The organism is Gordonia amicalis NBRC 100051 = JCM 11271 (assembly GCF_000332995.1).
GTDB classification, from domain to species: Bacteria; Actinomycetota; Actinomycetes; order Mycobacteriales; family Mycobacteriaceae; genus Gordonia; species Gordonia amicalis.
Genome location: NZ_BANS01000024.1, coordinates 1 through 17,372, shown reverse-complemented (window position 1 = coordinate 17,372; position 17,372 = coordinate 1). Strand labels below are relative to the sequence as shown.

Sequence of the window (17,372 nt, the reverse complement as noted above, 5' to 3'; positions counted from 1 at the left end):
AGGACATTACTGTAAATCTCCTGCGGGCATAACCGGCCCCGGCTTCAGGCCCAGCACGTACTGTCCGTGGCCGGTGATGGTCTGCTCGACGTCCACCAGTCCGGCCGCACGCAGGCGGTCGACGATGGTGTGCTCATCGAAGATGTGAAAGCCGGTCAGGGCGACGACCCGTTGAACCCCGGGAAGTGACGTCAGTTCGGTCGCCACGGACGTGAACACGACGATCTCGCCGCCCGGCCTGGTGACCCGTACCAGTTCGTCGACGACGCGGAGGGGATCGGGGATGAGATAGAGGGCGGCCAGGCAGGTGACGACGTCGAAGGTGTTGTCGCCGAACGGGATCGCGTGCGCATCGGCGCGGAGGAACGCGGCACGGTCGACGGCGTTGGTGCGGGCCGCCCGCGCGAGCATCGCTGCCGAGAAGTCGATTCCGATGCAGCGGCCGTCGCCGGTCAGGCCGTCGGCGATCACGCGTGTGTAATTGCCTGGGCCACAGGCAACGTCGAGGACGAGTCGGTCGCCGGGGCGGGACAGGTATGCGCGCAGTGCGCGGTCGTAGTCCTCGGTGGCGCGCCCACCGAGACTGAACAACCGGGTGAAGGTCGGTCGCCACAGGTTCTCGTAGATCTCGGCGAATGCGGCGTTGCGCATCAGGCGCTGGCTGATCGACTCCATCGCTTCGCCGATGTCAGGTATGACGATCGCGCTGGATGCGGAGCGTGTGGATCGTCGTGGCCAGGCTGTCGTACTGGCCGACGAGCAGCGTGAACTCGATCAGCTTGCGGTCGTCGAGGTGCCGCGACAGTGCGGCCCAGGCGATGTCGGAGACGTCCTTGTCGGCGACCAGCTCGTCGACGGCGCGCAGGATGGCCCGCTCGCGGTCGCCCCAACCGGCGTCCGGGCCCTCGAGGATGCGCTCGAACTCGACGTCACCGATGCCCGCCCGGCGCCCGAGTCTGCGGTGATGGTCGAGCTCGTACTCACAACCACGCAGATGTGCGACGCGGATGATGATCATCTCGGAGTCCTTGCGTGGCAACGTCCCGAACGGCATCAACCGGCCGCTGAAATGCAGCCAGCCGCGGAACAGGCCCTTCGCCCGGCCGAGCGTCGAGAAGATGTGCGCGTCGTCGACTCCGATGACGCGGGCGGCCCCGCGCGCGAAGACGAAATTGAAACCTCCGAGTTCTCGGAGACCACCCGGTGTGACTCGCGGTGCGCTCATGGGGCCACGGTAGACTACGTCCACTATGACGAACAGCACACGGACGTTCAGAAGTGTCGAAGAACTGAAGGCCGCGATCGGCGAAGACCTCGGGTCGGGCGAGTGGCTGGAGATCACCCAGGAGCGTATCGACGCGTTCGCCGACGCCACCGGTGACCACCAGTGGATTCACACCGATCCCGAGCGCGCCAAGTCGGGGCCGTTCGGCACCACGATCGCGCACGGGTATCTGACGGTCTCCCTGCTGCCGATGATCGCCGGCCAGATCTTCTCCGTCGAGGGTCCCAAGCTCGTCCTCAACTACGGCATGAACAAGCTGCGCTTTCCGAACCCGGTGAAGGTCGGCGCCCGCATCCGGTCCAACGCCGTCATCACCTCGATCGAGGAGACCCCCAAAGGCGTGAACATGGTCGTGACCAACACGGTCGAGATCGAGGGTGAGTCCAAGCCGGCCTGTGTCGCCGAGAACCTGCGCGTGCTCGTCTACTGATCCTCGTCTGTTCGATTCGGACTCTCGCGGCGCCCGGCCTCATCCGGCCGGGCGCCGCGGGCATTCGTCGACCGCCGGCCGTCCGGCGAGTCGCATGTTCAGCCACTCGAGCGCGACCGGGAATCCCAAGAGCGCGCCGGTGATGTGTTCGCCGAAGATCTCGCGGTATGCGGCGGTCGCCCCGTATCCAGCACTGCTGGCGGTAGAGCGCTCGGGCGCCCGCTGCGGGAATCCACCACTCGTGGGTTCCGTGGTAGATCAGCAAGGGGGCCAACGATTTACGGTCGGCCATCGCGGTGATCCGGTAGATGCGTTCGGCCACCGGCGAGTGGAACGGGTCCGGGTCGCGCGACAGCAACTGCATCGGCAGGAATGTCCCCCCTGCCAGGGCCTCGGGGATGACGCAGACGTTCTTCAGCGGTGACGTGGCCAGCCAACGCGCGGGCCGGTTGGCCATCGCCAGGATCTCGGTGCGTTCGCGTGCGATGCCGAAGGTCGCGGCGTGGAACAGCCCGGTGGCCAGGTTGGCGTTCATGCTGCCGACCAGCATCCGGAAGTCGGCGGGAACCCCACCGAGTGCGGCGCCGACGATCCGGTCGGACAGTTCGGGTGAGTACTCGCCGACCAGCTTCGACGCGCCGTGCGTCGCGATCGCCCCGCCCGAGTAGCCGGCCATCGCGATCCGGCTGTGCCGCAGGATGTCCGGGCGTAGCGTCAGACCCGCGCGGATCGCGTCGAGGACGACGTGCCCCGCCAGAACGGGCTCGGCGTAGGCCATCCGCGGCCCCTGATGGTCGGGGATGAGGACCGCGTGACCGTCGTACAAGGCGAGCTGAGTGGTCGGCGGGATCAGGTCGGTGGGGTTCGTCGCGATCGAGAAGCCATGTGCCAACGTGTATCCCGGTGTACAGGCGGCTCCGAGTGAGTCGATCGGCAGGTTGTTGACCAGCAGGGGCCGTGGCCCACGGACCGCTCGTGCCGGAATCAGCAGCGTTGCCGTACCGAAGATCGGGGCGCCGACCGCGTCGGTGGTGGCGAACTTGACGAGGGTCGCCGACCGCAACGGGATGGTGACCACCGGGCTCGCGGAGGCGGTGACGTCGCGGACCGCGATCACCTGGCCTGGTTCCAGTGCCGACAGATCGGGCGGCCACCGGTCGAAGAACGGGTCGCCGGTCGGTGACGGCAACAGCGCCTCACGTAATTCCAGTGTGCGGTGGTCGAATCCGGATGCGCGCGCTCGTGGTGGGACCTCGCGGAGGCGGGGGATCGGGGGAGGTGGCACGGCCGAGTCGACGGCCTCGGCGACCGGTGGCGGGACAGGCATCATGTTCGGCGGTTCGCCGGATGCTGACCCCGGGGCCACCGTCCGCCAGGCAGCCACGAGCCCCAGGGTGATGCACACGATCAGCGCGCGCCGGCTGGTCCGGTGTCGTAGGCGATTCGCCGGTGCCGCCATCGGGTGCCTCCGCAGCTCGCGAGTGTGTCGCCTCGCTGCGGTCGAGACTAGGACAAGCGACCAGATGTCGATGCCCGCCACCCGCATGGACATTTCTTCGATACTCAACCGTGATCGCGGCCAGGGGATTTCTGCCTGAATCTGTTTGTCCCCTGCCGAAGTCCCCGCGGGCGTTTAGCATGACGGAATTCGGACCGGAATGGCGAGTTGGGCTGACCATCGGGGGTGAGCTGACCCGGGATCGCCGGTGTGGCAGGAGTGTTGGCGATGCGCTCGAAGTTCAGGTGGCGATCACGGACGCTGTGTGTGGCGGCGGCCGTCGGCGTCGCGACCGTTGGCCTGCTCGGTGGCGTGTGGGGACCGGGGCTCGGCCCGGTGGCCCGGGCCGAGCCACCGAACCTGACCGCCGTACCGTCGGCCATCCCGGGCGAGATCGACGCGGTGGTGCCCGCCCCGCCGGTCAAGAAGCTCAACCGCATCCCGCAGCGGTCGAAGATCGAGGGCGGTTCCAAGGAACTGCAGGAACTGCGTGAGGCGGTCATGCCGTCGCCGGTGGGCGATCGCTTCTTCGATCACTGGCCCGCCGACCTCGCCGCACTCGAGCCCGGCGACCTGATCGCGACTAGAGACGTGACGCAGGTGGCCGGCTTCCTCGTCACCGTGCCGCTGCGGTCGGCCCGGCAGATCAAGTTCCGCACCACCGACGCCACCGGCGGCCCGCTGTTCGGCACGGCGACCCTGTTCGTCCCGCAGAAGGCGTGGAGGGGTCCGGGGCCGCGGCCGATCCTCGTCAACAACACACCGATCGTCGCGCTGGGGACGACCTGTACACCGGGTTACACGTTCTCCCACGGGTACAACAAGGACACCAACAACACCGACCTGTTCCCGCCGCTGACCCAGCTGGCGCTCGATCGTGGTTATGCGGTGATCGTGCCCGACCACACGGGCGCCCGGATGGCCTATGCCGAACCGTATGTCGGCGCGCATGTCGTCCTCGATTCCGTCCGTGCCGCGGCGAGACTCGATCCGATCGAGTTCGGTCGTGGCCCGATCGCCATGCACGGATACTCCGGTGGTGCGATCGCCACCAACGGGGCCGCGAAACTCGCCTCCACCTACGCCCCCGATCAGGCCGGACGCTTCGTCGGCGCGGCCATCGGCGGTGTTCCGGCGGATTACCGGGTCCTGGCCGGGGCGATGAACGCCAACCTCGCATCCGGGGTTTTCCACTCCGCGATGCTGGGTGTGGCGCGGGAGCGTCCGGAGATCCTGGGGATGTCGAACCATGTCGCACGGTGGCTCGCGACCTCCGGGCTGCGCGACCTCTGCACCGGCGAGATGGGCATCCTGGGTTTCTCCCATCTGCCGACGCAGCTGCTCTCGCTCGACCCCGACCCGTTCCATTCACCGGTCGCCGACCACATCTTCGACGTCACGTCGATGTCGGGGTACCGGGCGACCATGCCCCTGTTCATCTATCAGGGGACCTACGAATGGTGGCTTCCCGCGACCCAGGCGCGTGCCCTGTTCGCCGAGCAGTGCGAACTCGGTGCGACCGCGATCTACCGCGAGTATCCGGGTGAGCACATCACGACGGTGTTCGAGGCCTTTCCCGATGTGGCCACCTGGCTCGACCGTCGATTGCAGGGAATCCCCGCCACCAACGAGTGTCGCTGATCCTCACCGTGTCTCGGTGATCGCCATGTACGGCGACACCGTGGAGGAGTGTTCGTTGACGCGCAGTGTGGCGCCCAGGGCGGGGAAGGCCCGCTGTGCGCACTGGGTTCGTTCGCAGACGCGGCAGCCCGCACCGATCGGGGTCACGTGTGCCTGCGGTCCGATCTCGAGGCCGTCGGAGTAGATCACCCGACCGGCATGGCGGAGTTCGCATCCCATGCCGATCGCGAAGGTCTTGCCGGGTTGCCCGTACCGCGCGGCGCGGCGTTCGACCGTGCGCGCCACCCAGAAGTAGTTGCGGCCGTCGGGCATCTCGGCGATCTGGGTGAGGATCTTGCCCGGCGAGGCGAAGGTCTCGTAGACATTCCACAGCGGGCAGGTGCCGCCGCTGGAGGAAAAGTGGAAACCGGTGGCGGACTGTCGTTTCGACATGTTCCCGGCGCGGTCGACACGGACGAACGACCACGGTATCCCGCGGAGGTTGGGGCGTTGCAGCGTCGAGAGCCGGTGGCAGATCGTCTCGTAGGACACCGCGTAGAACGCTGAGAGCCGTTCGATGTCGTAGCGGAAATCTTCTGCCGCGCCGTGGAACTGGCTGTAGGGGAGCACGACTGCCGCGGCGAAGTAGTTCGCCAGGCCGAGCAGCGCCAGTGAGCGCGCGTCCTCACTGGTGAAGTTTCCCTGGTCGACGAGTTCGTCGAGGAGATCGTGGTACTCGAGGTAGCAGAGCTCGCTGGCGAGCTTGAAGGTCCGCTGTCCGGCGGAGAGGGCGGCCGAGAACTCCAGGCGGCGCTCCTCGGAGTTCAGCCGGTGGAGGGTGTAGTCGCCGAGGTCGACGCGGCGCACGATGCTGATCCCGTGCACGTTCTCGATGCGGTTCATGATCTCGCGCCGGATGTCCGCCGAGTGCATGCGCATGCGGTTCGTCATCTCCTCGGCGGCGATGTCGAGCTCATGGATGTAGTTGCGGCGCTGATAGAAGTAGTCGCGCACTTCCTCGTGTGGTGCGCTGATCGTGCCCCGCATGCTGCGGTCGCCGCGTTCGTCGGTGGCCGCGGCGAGCTGGTCGGTCGCGATCCGGTAGCGCCGGTGCAGATTGACCATCGCCTGCGCGATCTCCGGATGCGAGGCGACCATCGTGCTGATCTGCTGGGCGTCGTGCGCGCCCGGACCGGCCTCGATGTCGTCGTCGAGCAGCACCTCGCGCAGTTCGGCGACCAGCCGGAGATCGTCCTGGGAGTCGAAGAACCCGGCGTCGACGCCGAACGCCTCGGTGATCTTGCGCAACACCGACGTCGTCAGCGGCCGGGCGTCGTGCTCGATCTGATTGAGATACGACGCGGAGATCGACAGCGTCTGCGCGAGGGCCACCTGCGAGAGTCCGCGCTCGGATCGCAACTGACGCAGCCGGGAGCCGACGTAGGTCCTGCTCACTCGCCACCTCCAGGACAGGGGATGCCAGATCGATGATCCCCTTCAGGGTACGGTGACCGCGTGCGCTCACCCCGCGGCCGACACCGCAGCCCGCGGCCGGTGGCGTCGGCCGTGTTCGCGCTGGTGGCCGCGGTGATCGCGATCGCCGGATGTTCGAACGGGTCGGCCGAAGCACCCGCTCCTCGCACGCCTGCCGACCTGCTGCTCCAGCCATCCGACCTACCGCCGGGATTCACCGCCGAATCGCTGTCCGTCAGTGACCTCGTCGCGGGAAACCGGGCGGGCATCGACGCCGCGCGCACCGCCCGGGTGACCCCCGGGTTCTGCACCCCGACCGCTGACGCGGAATTGAACGGGGAGCTGACCGCGGACAGCTCGGCGGTCCTCGCCGCGCGTGGTGGCACGGGGGTACTCGTCGAGCTGGTCACCGAGGCGAGGCGCGACATCGACGCCGACCGGCTCTCCACGACCGGTCGCTGCTCGCGCACGACCACCGAGATCACCGTCGGAAATCTCGCCGGGAGCCGTGTCGTCACCGAGTACACGGAGATGGCGCCGCCCGAGGTGGACGGCGGCCTCGGCACCGGCGAGCAGATGCTGCTGACGCGGTCCGAGGTCACCACGACGCTGCCCGACGGTGGTGTCCGCCGCCAGATCGGCTTCGCCGGATATGCCGCCCTGGACCGTCCGACGTCGGGGCCGGTGACCGTCCAGCTGACGGTGTCGGGCGCGACCACGCCGGCCTCCGATCCGCCGACCGAACCGACCGAACCCGTCGACGCCGCGACCTTCGTGAGAGTCTTCGACGCCGCCGTCGGTCGCGTCACCGCACCCTGATCGAGGCGGTCGAAGCGCGCGTCGGGCCGTCTGCGCGGTGTGAAAGTGGTCACTATTGCCGCGCCGGCGCCGGATGTCGGACCCCCGACGGCTCGCAGAGAAGTCACGGAGTCTGCTGTACTCGGGAGTAGGAAATCCCAGTACGCGCGTACTTTTTTCGGGGATCCACGAAGGCTTTCACATGTCAAGATTTGCAAACTTTGCAACGCGGCGTCAAAAAATAACCCGGATTTACAGTCCGCGAGGGTTGGACCTGCGTGTTTGTCCTGTGGCACCCTTGCTGCAGGCACCTCAGACGGAAGCCCAAGAGTTCGCAAAGTCCGGCCGACACCGCCGCCGGACTCGCGAGTACAACGCTCTCGGGAACCACGTCGGATGTCTGTCAGCACTCCAGGCCTCGGCGGCGCGCCGGGCCGGTCGTCCCGATCCGACCCGGTCGAGACGAGCAGGACAACGAAAGCGAAGTAGCCAATGAGCAACGTCGGAAAGCCCCGCACCGCCGCGGAAATCCAGCAGGACTGGGACACCAATCCCCGCTGGAAGGGCATCAAGCGCGACTACACCGCCGAGCAGGTCGCTCAGCTCCAGGGTTCGGTCGTCGAGGAGCACACCCTCGCCCGCCGTGGCGCCGAGATCCTGTGGGAAGGCGTGACCAAGGGTGATGGCAGCTACATCAACGCTCTGGGTGCCCTCACCGGTAACCAGGCCGTGCAGCAGGTCCGCGCCGGCCTGAAGGCCGTGTACCTGTCGGGCTGGCAGGTCGCCGGTGACGCCAACCTGTCCGGCCACACCTACCCCGACCAGTCGCTGTACCCGGCGAACTCGGTTCCGAACGTTGTTCGTCGCATCAACAACGCGCTTCTCCGCGCCGACGAGATCGCCCGCGTCGAGGGTGACGACTCGGTCGACAACTGGGTCGTCCCGATCGTCGCCGACGGTGAGGCCGGCTTCGGTGGCGCGCTCAACGTCTACGAGCTGCAGAAGGCCATGATCGCCGCGGGTGCCGCCGGTACCCACTGGGAGGATCAGCTCGCCTCGGAGAAGAAGTGCGGCCACCTCGGTGGCAAGGTGCTCATCCCGACCCAGCAGCACATCCGCACCCTGAACTCGGCCCGCCTGGCCGCCGACGTCGCCGGTGTCCCCACCGTCGTCATCGCGCGTACCGACGCCGAGGCCGCGACCCTCATCACCTCCGATGTGGACGACCGCGACAAGCAGTTCGTCACCGGTGAGCGCACCGCCGAGGGCTACTACCACGTGAAGAACGGCATCGAGCCGTGCATCGAGCGTGCGAAGTCCTACGCTCCCTATGCCGACATGATCTGGATGGAGACCGGTACCCCCGATCTCGAGCTGGCCCGCAAGTTCGCCGAGGCAGTCAAGTCGGAGTTCCCCGACCAGCTGCTCTCCTACAACTGCAGCCCGTCGTTCAACTGGAGCAAGCACCTCGACGACAGCACCATCGCCAAGTTCCAGAACGAGCTGGGCGCCATGGGCTTCACCTTCCAGTTCATCACGCTGGCCGGCTTCCACTCGCTCAACTACGGCATGTTCGACCTGGCCTACGGTTACGCCCGCGAGCAGATGACCGCCTTCGTCGACCTGCAGAACCGTGAGTTCAAGGCAGCCGACGAGCGTGGATTCACCGCCGTCAAGCACCAGCGTGAGGTCGGCGCCGGCTACTTCGACAGCATCGCCACCACCGTCGACCCGAACACCTCGACCGCAGCTCTCAAGGGCTCGACCGAAGAGGGCCAGTTCCACTAGGAGCCATTCCGCCTCCCCGGAATCTCGGCGAACCAGTCAGGCGGTCCGCGGCTTTCGCTGCGGACCGCCTGTTGGTCTATCCAGGGCTTGGTTCGTACCCCGGGAGTTACCCATGTTCGTGCGAGATCAGTTGTTACCAGAACTTTCCCGTGAGGATTCGACATGACAAGCGAGAAGGTCTGCCGAGTCGGCGTCGTCGGCGCCGGACAGATGGGTGCGGGTATCGCCGAGGTGTGTGCCCGGGCCCAGGCCGACGTGCTGGTGTACGAATCGACTCGCGACCTCGTCGCGGCGGGCCGTGCCCGCATCCTGAGTTCGCTCGATCGGGGAGTGTCGAGCGGCAAACTGACCGAACGCGAACGCGACCAGGCGGTGGACCGCCTCACGTTCACCTCGGACCTGGGCGATTTCGCCGACCGGCAGCTCGTCTGTGAGGCCGTCGTCGAGGACGAGGCGGTCAAGACCGCGATCTTCACCCAGCTCGACAAGATCGTCGTCGACCCGCATGCGGTGCTCGCGTCGAACACCTCCTCGATCGCGATCATGAAACTGGGCATGGCAACTCAGAACGCCGCCCGCGTGATCGGTCTCCACTTCTTCAATCCCGTACCCGTGCTCCCTCTGGTCGAGCTCGTCACCACGCTGATGACAGCTCCCGAGGTGACCGCACGGGCCGAATCCTTCGCACACGACGTACTCGGCAAACAGGTGATCCGTTCCGCCGATCGGTCGGGCTTCGTCGTCAACGCGCTGCTCGTTCCCTATCTGCTCTCCGCGATCCGCATGGTGGAGAGCGGTTTCTCGACGGTCGAGGCCATCGACAAGGCGATGGTGCTCGGCTGCGCTCATCCGATGGGGCCGCTGAAGCTCGCCGACCTGGTGGGTCTCGACACCGTCAAGGCGATAGCCGACAAGATGTACGAGGAGTTCGAGGAGCCGCTCTACTCGCCGCCGCCACTGCTTCTGCGGATGGTCGAGGCCGGTCGTCTCGGCAAGAAGGCCGGGCACGGTTTCTACGAATACGAGCGGCCCCTCGTCGGGAAAAGGTGACGTGGACCACAGGTGTTAGCAGAATGCTTGCAATTGCTAGCACAGCGTGGATACTGGAGTTCGGAAACACCAATACCGATGGTGCCGCGGTTTCTCATCTCGCGCGGTGACGAGCCGGAAGATCGTGGCGGCTTGCGACACCGACCATCGCGTCGAATCGACGACAACCCGACATGCGCCCGGCAACGACGCCGAGACCAGCGAGACCGCATGTGCTGCAGCGCGATTGGTGACCGACAGAAGGAGTGTCCTCGTGACCACCACCCGCAATTACGCCCCCCTCTATGCCGCAGTCGGCGCCGGCGACTATGCGTTCGCGCAGGTCACCGAGAAGCTCACCGAGCTCCGTGAGCGCACCGAGGCCGCTGCCGAGACCGCGCAGACGCGTCTCGAAGCCCGCTACAGCGAGACCAAGGCCCTGATCACCGATCTGCCCGAAACCGCACAGACCCGCTTCGACGAGGCCAAGACCCGCATCGAGTCGCTCTCGGAGGAAGTCCCGACCGAGATCGAGGAGATCCGCGGCAAGCTGACCGCCGACGAGCTGAAGAAGCTCGCCGACCCGTACGTCGAGAAGGCCACCGACTTCTACAACACGCTCGCCGAGCGTGGCGAGGCCACCCTCGAGCGCCTGCGCAAGAAGCCGGTCGTCCAGGAGAACCTGTCTCGCGTCGAGAAGGTCTACAACGACGCGGTCGACCTCACCGAAGACGCCCTCGGCGTCGTGTCCTCGCAGACCCGCCTCGTGGGTGAGCGCGCCGCCAAGCTGGCCGGCCGCGTGAGCGAAGAGGTCGAGGACGTCGCCGTCGCCATCGAAGAGGCCGGCAGCGACATCAAGGAGCAGGCCGACGACGCGGCCAAGGAGATCGACGGCGCCGCAGGCACTGTCGAGGCCAAGACCCGCACCGCCAAGGCATCGCCGGCCAAGAAGGTCGAGGCTGCCAAGGACGAGTCGGTGCCGCCGGTCAAGAAGGTGCCCGCCAAGAAGTCGCCCGCCAAGAAGGCTCCGGCCAAGAAGGCGACCACCGCGAAGTAAGCAGTCGCACAACTCGATACGACGCCCCCGCTGGGTTCAGCGGGGGCGTCGTCGTGTTCGCGCTCGGTTGTTTGTTTCGCGCTGCGCGGATTCCCTCTCGCTCGGCAGATCCAATAAGCGGGAAGGAAGCTGCAACGGCGGGAGGGAAACGTCCGCGCGGGAAGAGTTCCGCGTGAGCAGGGATCCGATCGGACCGCCGGTGCGTCAAAGGAGAGTGATGCTCTTTCCCGTTGACCACTACGGTCTCGTCCGACGCGGCGCTGCACTCGATGCGGCGTTCTCCGACAACCAGCTCGCCGCCGCCGTCAAAGGCGGCGATCTGCTGCGCCTCATCCCCGGCGTCTTCGTCCGGTCATCTCCGGCCTTCGGCGGACGCGAGGGCGCTCAGCGTCTTCATCGACTCAAATCCATTGCCGTCGCGACCACCGGTACGCCGAGGCGCCGCGCCTGCCGTTGGGCCACGCGTCGGCGGCGGCAGTTCATGGCCTACCGCTTCTCAAGCCGGACATCGAGTACGTCCATGTCATCAATCGAAAGAAGTCGGGCGGTTCGGTCCTCGGGCATCGGCACGTTCATGCGGCGACTGTGGACGACGTCGAACTCGTCGAGGTCGACGGCATGCTGGTGACATCACTCGAGCGCACCGCGGTCGATGTCGCCGCGGCGGGGAGTTTCGCCCAGGCGCTGACAGCGTTCGACCAGGCGCTGCGTGCCGGCGCGGATCGCGACCGGATCGCACAGATCCTTGCGGGTCGTCGGCGACAGGGTATCCGCAACGCGCGGCGTGCGCTGTCGCTGGCGAGCGGATTGTCCGAAAGCGTCGGCGAGTCCTGGAGTCGTGCGCAGATGATCGAGGCGGGTCTGCCGGGAGAAGCGTCGCGAGGACGAACTCAGGGCGCTCGGTGTGATGGTCGTGCGCTGGACCTGGTCGGTTCTCGAGGAGGGCTCACTTCCCGATCTGCTGCGCCCGTGGCTCGGCCGTTTGGATCTGATACCGGGAACAGGGATTCCTGCGTAGCGAATTTGCTTGCGCGCCTTGGATTCCTCGCCGCTTATTGGATCTGAGCAGCGGAAGGGAGGTGGCAGAGCGGGAAGGAAGCGGGCCCGCGGGAGGCGGAACGGGCAGCGAGGGGATCAGTCCGACGCCGCGACTCGTTTCTTCTCGGCCTCGACGTCGAAGTCCGCCTTCGGCCAGTCGAGATCGAGTCCGGCGAGTGCGGTGGTGAGCAACTCGCAGACAGCCAGTCGGGCAAACCATTTGCGGTTCGCCGGGATCACGAACCAGGGCGCCGAGTCCTTGTCGGTGAGGTCGAAGATATCCTGGTAGGCCTCGAGGTAGGCGTCCCAATGGGCGCGTTCGTCGACGTCGCCGGGGTGGTACTTCCAGTACTTGTCCGGCCGGTCGAGGCGCTCGGCGAGGCGGGCCTTCTGCTCGTCCTTGGACACCACCAGACAACATTTGATGATCGTGGTGCCGTTGTCGACCAGTTCGGACTCGAACTGGTTGATGATGTGGTAACGCTTCTCCCACTCCGACTTCGGGGCGAGGTTGTGCACCCGGACGGGTAGCACGTCCTCGTAGTGTGACCGGTCGAAGATCCCGATCCGACCCGCGGGTGGCAGCGCCTTGTTGATCCGCCACAGGAAATCGTGCTGCAACTCTTCCGGGGTCGGCTTACCGAATCCCTTGATGGACAACCCCTGCGGGTCGAGGAGGCCGCCCACGTGCCGGACGATGCCACCCTTGCCCGCGGTGTCCATCCCCTGCAGCACGAGCAACACCGACCGGTGATCACCGGTGCGGCCGTTGGCGTACAACAGCTCCTGCAGAGCGGCCAGCGTCTGACCGCGCTCGGCGAGAAGCTCTGCCCCGGAATCCTTGTCACCGTCGAATCCGGGCGTGGAGTCGGCGTCGAAGGAGGCGATCGGCCCGATCGTCCGGGCGCGGAGTGCCTCCACGGCAGGTGCCGTCCAGCCCTTGCTCATGACAGGTCCTCTCGTGACGGGATTCGATCGTCGACGTCCACCTGGTGTGATGGTGGGAACAGTGGTCCGCCGCCGAACGCAGCACGATGCGAATCCGGCGGTGTCCCATCGTTGTTCACGATGCCGTAGCGGGTGCCCAGTTCGGCGGTGACGAGGGTGTGGCCGTTGTGTGCGGCGAGATCCGGGTCCCGGGCGAGTCGGGAGATGACCCGGCCCACGAACTCCGGGTCCTCGGCTCGCTGCAGCGAGAAACCGGCGAACTCGTCGATGCCGAGCGACAACAGCAACTCGGTGCGGATGAGGCCGAGCCACAACGAGATCGCGGCGACGCCCGTGTCCTTCAGCTCGACGGCCATGTCGGCGGCCATCTTGTCCAGTGCGGTCTTGCTCATCCCGTAGAGCACCGAATGGAGGTGGCCGCGGGACCCGAAGGACGAGATGTTCGTGATCAGACCCCGTCCCGCCTCGGTCATCAGGCGTGCCGCATGAACCGACGAGACGTAGTGCGCGCGTAGGCCCACGCCGATCAGGGTGTCCCAGTCGTCGACCGGGCGTTTCCAGAACGGGTCGGAGAACCCGCCGAATCCCTTGGGCGCTGCCCAGGCGTTGTTGACGAGGAGGTCGAGTTGCCCACTCGAAGGCGATCTCGTCGAAGGCCGCGGCCACCGCGGCGTCGTCGGTGTGATCGCAGCGCAGGGCGAGGGCGCCGTCGGGTCCGGTGCCGTGGCGGGAGGTGACGTACGTGGTCCAGCCGTCGTCGACGAGTGCACGGGCGATGCCGTGACCGACGCCCCGGCTGCCCCCGGTCACCAGCGCCACCCGGCTCACAACCCCCCTCCCGCGTCGGACGGTGCCTCGCGCGCGGGTTCGGTCAGCGGTGGGGGAGCGGCGAGGAAGGCATCCCGCGACCCGTCGACGGAGGCAACGCCCACGATCGCGCTCCACACCATCATCGTCAGGTAGTCGACGACCTGGTCGGCGTCGAGCGTGCGGCTGGTCATCCACCAGTCGACGACGTGCTGGATACCGCCGACGAGGGCGTGCGACCACAGTTCCGCACCCGTGGTGTCCGCGCCCCGGTCGGCCATGCGCATCACGATGCTGCTCATGACCAGCTGCGACACCAGGCGAACCGAGTCGGCCGGAGCGGGCGACGACGTGGGCGAGCTGGCGAGCGCGAAGCGGTACAGATTGGGTTCATCGTCGACCGCGTGGACGTACACGCCGATGATCGTGTGGGTGAGGGTGTACTCGTCGACGTCGTCGGAGATCGCCTCGGTCAGGCGCGGCCAGATCGTCGTCTCGAAGAAGCGCACGGTGGTCGCCACCCCGACGTCGCTCTTGTCGGTGAAGTACCGGTAGAGGACGGTTTTGGACACCCCGATGTGCGCGGCGATCTCGTCCATCCCGACGTCGGCACCCAGCTCGCGGATCGCGGCGATGACGCCGTCGGTGAGCTCGGTGCGGCGTGCGAGCTTGTGCTTCTCCCAGCGCTGCTTGCGGCCGTCGGGTTTGGCGCCGGTGTCGGTGACGGTGGTCAGTACCTGTTCGAGGCCACGCGTCACGTTGGCCGCAGCCGCCATCGCTGCACGCGCGGCAGCTGCGGGATTCGGGCGGTTGGCCATCACGACGCCAGCGTAGTCGGTTGATGGGTGACACTGGTGCCATGGCATCGACAGTCATCGAAGGAGCCGCGGGACAACCCGAGGGTGTGCCGAAGGCGCCGTCCGCCCCTGGATTCGGTGGGGACAACCCGGGCGACGCCGGCAGGCGCAGGGACCTCCGCAAGATGAAGGCGGTCGCGACCGGCTTCCTGATCTTCGCGGCGGTGGTCTACCTCTTCACCCGCTACCTCGAGCACCGGGACGGTACCGACGTCGCCGCATGGGTCGGTTATGTGCAGGCGGCGTCCGAGGCCGGCATGGTCGGCGCGCTGGCCGACTGGTTCGCGGTGACGGCCCTCTTCCGGCATCCGCTCGGCATCCCGATCCCGCACACCGCGCTGATCCGCAAGAAGAAGGACGACATCGGCGACCAGCTCGGCGGCTTCATCGAAGAGAACTTCATGACGCCCGAGGTGGTGGTGTACCGCGCTCAGCAGATCGACCTGCCGCGGCGGTTCTCGACGTGGGTCGCCGACTCGCGCAATGCCCCGCGGATCTCCGGTGAAGCGGCTCGTGCGGTCCAGCTCGCGTCGGAGATGCTGCGCGACGAGGACGTCGAACAGCTCATCCAGGCGGCTCTCAAGTGGGTGGCCGAACCGCAGTGGGCGCCCCCGACCGGCCGGATCCTGGAACAGCTCATCGCCGAGGACCGTCTCGAACCGGTCTTCCAGATGCTGTGCGATCGCGCCCACGAGTGGGCGATCGGCAGCCAGGACCTCATCGACCGCGTGGTCGACCGCGACGGGCCGCAGTGGACGCCGAAGTTCGTCAACACGCTCGTCGGCGACAAGATCCATCGGGAGCTCGTCGACTTCACCTACAAGGTGCGCTCCGACCCCGACCACGAACTGCGTCGGGCCATGCACGAGTTCGTCGAGAAGTTCGCCGACGACCTGCAGCACGATCCCGAGATGATCGCGAAGTTCGAGAACATCAAGATGGAGTTGGTGGGACGTGACGAGGTCACCGGTGCCGCGTCGACCGCATGGAAGACCGGCAAGGCCGTCATCGAGCAGATGCTCGACGACCCCAACAGCACGCTGCGAAATACCTTGTCGGACTCGATCATCCAGTTGGCCACGAGAATTCGCGATGACCGTCCGCTGCAGGAGAAGATGAACGGCTGGGTGGCGCGGGTCGCTCATCACATCGCCGCCAACTATTCGCAGGAGATCATCGCGGTCATCACCGAGACCGTGCGCGGCTGGGACGCCGACGACACGAGCCGCAAGATCGAACTCCAGGTGGGCCGCGATCTGCAGTTCATCCGCATCAACGGCACCGTTGTCGGTGCGCTCGCCGGTCTGGCCATCCACACCACGTCGGTGCTGATCTTCCACTGACACGGGATTAGCTGTGTGCTTGCACGTGCTAGCACCGACGCCGATACTGGGAAAGCGTGCGTGGCCGGGTGCGGCAGTGGGTATCCGGTCGGGGCGCCGCGATGATCGACCCCTGGAACGGAGCGTGATGAAGCGCGAGAAGGACGAGGCTTCCGTCGACGCCGTCGTGGACGGCCGGGCCGAGTCCGGCGACCACGTGTCCGAGGACGGCCCGACGGCGATGGCGGTCGAGGCCGTGGAAGCAGTGGAGGCGGTGGCGACCGCCGCCCAGGACGCGGTGACGAATGCGGCCCAGGACATCGGCGCCTTCATCCGGTCCCAGCGTGTGGCCGCCAAGGTCTCGCTGCGGCAGCTCGCCGAACGCGCCGGCGTCAGCAATCCGTACCTCAGTCAGATCGAACGGGGACTGCGGAAACCGTCCGCCGACGTCCTCGCCCAGATCGCCAAGGGTCTGCGGGTGTCCGCGGAAGTGTTGTACGTCCGCGCAGGAATTCTCGAAGAACGCCCCGCGAGCCCGGTCCGTGATGCTCTGATCGCAGATGACTCGATCAACGAGCGTCAGAAACAGATGTTGCTGGAAATCTACGAATCCTTCCGGAAGGAGAATTCGATCTCCCCGACAGACCATGAGTAGCTGAGTCATCAGCTACTGGTGGGCCCGAAGCATCGCCGAGTCCTGAGAAGCCGAGTTCCGAGAAAACTGAGGCAGGAGTAGCTGAATGAGCGAGAACCCGTTGACGACAGCCGTGGGACAGGTGGCCGCGTTGCTGGCCGAGGTTCGTGAGCGTGGCGAGGCGGCGAGCGAACAGGCCCAGTCGAAGCTTGCGGAGACTGTCGGGACAACTCAGTCGAAGCTTGCGGAGACTGTCGGGACAACTCAGTCGAAGCTTGCGGAGACTGTCGGGACAACTCAGTCGAAGCTTGCGGAGACTGTCGAATCCACTCAGGCGAAGATCGCTGGTTCCCGGGACGAGGCGCAGGCGAGGATCGACGAGGCGCGCGCGACCGCGCTGGCCCTTTTCGAGGAGGCCAAGACGAAGCTGTCGACCCTGCCGGTCGAACTGCCCGCCGAGATCGAGGAACTGCGTGCCCGGTTCTCGCCGGATGAACTGCGCAAGGTCGCCGAGGCCTATCTCGCCGTCGCGGCCGGTCTCCTGACGTCGCTGTCGGAGAGGCGTGACGAGGCCGTCGAGAAGCTCAAGGCGCAGCCGGTCGTCGGGGAGAATCTGCCGAAGCTCGAGAAGGTCTACAGCGACGCGGTCGGTCTCACCGAGGACGCGCTGGGAACGATCTCCGAGCAGACGCGCGCCGTCGGCGAACGGGCGCTCCGGCTGGCCGGGTTGGCCGACGACGGCGGACCCGACGGGACGATTCGCGACGCCAGCGCGGACGCGCCGGTGC

The 17,372-nt window shown here is 66.8% G+C and carries 13 protein-coding genes and 4 pseudogenes; 10 read left to right on the top strand and 7 right to left on the bottom strand.

Features of this window, described 5'->3' with window-relative positions; all coding sequences use genetic code 11:
* Positions 1 to 6: 6 nt before the first annotated feature.
* Complete coding sequence (locus GOAMI_RS12155; RefSeq protein WP_006436814.1) at positions 7 to 675, bottom strand: class I SAM-dependent methyltransferase; 669 nt, start codon at positions 673 to 675, stop codon at positions 7 to 9.
* Between the two features lie 13 nt (positions 676 to 688).
* Entirely contained in the window at positions 689 to 1,225 is a 537-nt protein-coding gene (locus GOAMI_RS12150; protein ID WP_006436813.1) for a carboxymuconolactone decarboxylase family protein, read from the bottom strand.
* A gap of 25 nt (positions 1,226 to 1,250) precedes the next feature.
* Between GOAMI_RS12150 and GOAMI_RS12145 the strand changes: the two genes are divergently transcribed.
* Positions 1,251 to 1,715, top strand: coding sequence for a MaoC family dehydratase (locus GOAMI_RS12145; RefSeq protein WP_006436812.1), 465 nt, complete (start codon positions 1,251 to 1,253; stop codon positions 1,713 to 1,715).
* Between the two features lie 39 nt (positions 1,716 to 1,754).
* Here GOAMI_RS12145 and GOAMI_RS12140 read toward each other — a convergent pair.
* Positions 1,755 to 3,045: pseudogene (locus GOAMI_RS12140) on the bottom strand (lipase family protein).
* A 396-nt stretch (positions 3,046 to 3,441) separates the two neighbouring features.
* Here GOAMI_RS12140 and GOAMI_RS12130 point away from each other — a divergent pair.
* The gene (locus tag GOAMI_RS12130; RefSeq protein WP_006436810.1) at positions 3,442 to 4,854 is read left to right on the top strand and encodes a lipase family protein; all 1,413 of its coding nucleotides are present in this window, start codon (positions 3,442 to 3,444) and stop codon (positions 4,852 to 4,854) included.
* 3 nt (positions 4,855 to 4,857) lie between these two features.
* Here GOAMI_RS12130 and ramB read toward each other — a convergent pair whose 3' ends face one another.
* On the bottom strand, positions 4,858 to 6,288 hold the full coding sequence (gene ramB, locus GOAMI_RS12125) for an acetate metabolism transcriptional regulator RamB (protein WP_006436809.1): 1,431 nt from the start codon (positions 6,286 to 6,288) through the stop codon (positions 4,858 to 4,860).
* 60 nt (positions 6,289 to 6,348) lie between these two features.
* On the opposite strand from ramB, the gene GOAMI_RS12120 reads away from it, so the two are divergent.
* The 5 genes and pseudogenes from GOAMI_RS12120 to GOAMI_RS12100 all read left to right on the top strand — a co-directional run bounded on the left by GOAMI_RS12120 (position 6,349) and on the right by GOAMI_RS12100 (position 11,996).
* Complete coding sequence (locus GOAMI_RS12120; protein ID WP_040004799.1) at positions 6,349 to 7,125, top strand: hypothetical protein; 777 nt, start codon at positions 6,349 to 6,351, stop codon at positions 7,123 to 7,125.
* Between the two features lie 471 nt (positions 7,126 to 7,596).
* Positions 7,597 to 8,892, top strand: coding sequence for an isocitrate lyase (aceA, locus tag GOAMI_RS12115; RefSeq protein ID WP_006436807.1), 1,296 nt, complete (start codon positions 7,597 to 7,599; stop codon positions 8,890 to 8,892).
* Between the two features lie 162 nt (positions 8,893 to 9,054).
* Positions 9,055 to 9,942, top strand: a complete 888-nt coding sequence (locus GOAMI_RS12110; RefSeq protein ID WP_006436806.1) for a 3-hydroxybutyryl-CoA dehydrogenase — start codon at positions 9,055 to 9,057, stop codon at positions 9,940 to 9,942.
* A gap of 253 nt (positions 9,943 to 10,195) precedes the next feature.
* Positions 10,196 to 10,978, top strand: coding sequence for a hypothetical protein (locus GOAMI_RS12105; RefSeq protein ID WP_006436805.1), 783 nt, complete (start codon positions 10,196 to 10,198; stop codon positions 10,976 to 10,978).
* 217 nt (positions 10,979 to 11,195) lie between these two features.
* Positions 11,196 to 11,996 (top strand): annotated as a pseudogene (locus tag GOAMI_RS12100) (type IV toxin-antitoxin system AbiEi family antitoxin).
* Positions 11,997 to 12,112: 116 nt separating this feature from the next.
* Here the strand turns inward: GOAMI_RS12100 and GOAMI_RS12095 are convergent.
* The 3 genes and pseudogenes from GOAMI_RS12095 to GOAMI_RS12085 all read right to left on the bottom strand — a co-directional run bounded on the left by GOAMI_RS12095 (position 12,113) and on the right by GOAMI_RS12085 (position 14,589).
* Complete coding sequence (locus GOAMI_RS12095; protein ID WP_006436803.1) at positions 12,113 to 12,964, bottom strand: polyphosphate kinase 2 family protein; 852 nt, start codon at positions 12,962 to 12,964, stop codon at positions 12,113 to 12,115.
* Positions 12,961 to 13,792: pseudogene (locus tag GOAMI_RS12090) on the bottom strand (SDR family NAD(P)-dependent oxidoreductase). The gene GOAMI_RS12095 and the pseudogene GOAMI_RS12090 overlap by 4 nt, the downstream one beginning before the upstream one ends.
* Positions 13,789 to 14,589, bottom strand: coding sequence for a TetR/AcrR family transcriptional regulator (locus tag GOAMI_RS12085; RefSeq protein ID WP_174324733.1), 801 nt, complete (start codon positions 14,587 to 14,589; stop codon positions 13,789 to 13,791). The pseudogene GOAMI_RS12090 and the gene GOAMI_RS12085 overlap by 4 nt, the downstream one beginning before the upstream one ends.
* A gap of 41 nt (positions 14,590 to 14,630) precedes the next feature.
* On the opposite strand from GOAMI_RS12085, the gene GOAMI_RS12080 reads away from it, so the two are divergent.
* The 3 genes and pseudogenes from GOAMI_RS12080 to GOAMI_RS12070 all read left to right on the top strand — a co-directional run.
* Positions 14,631 to 15,971 (top strand): DUF445 domain-containing protein, encoded by a 1,341-nt coding sequence (locus GOAMI_RS12080; protein ID WP_006436800.1) that lies wholly within the window; start codon positions 14,631 to 14,633, stop codon positions 15,969 to 15,971.
* Positions 15,972 to 16,098: 127 nt separating this feature from the next.
* A complete protein-coding gene (locus GOAMI_RS12075; protein WP_006436799.1) occupies positions 16,099 to 16,605 on the top strand; it encodes a helix-turn-helix domain-containing protein in 507 nt (168 codons plus the stop codon).
* A gap of 85 nt (positions 16,606 to 16,690) precedes the next feature.
* Positions 16,691 to 17,372 (top strand): annotated as a pseudogene (locus GOAMI_RS12070) (heparin-binding hemagglutinin); the annotation flags it as partial.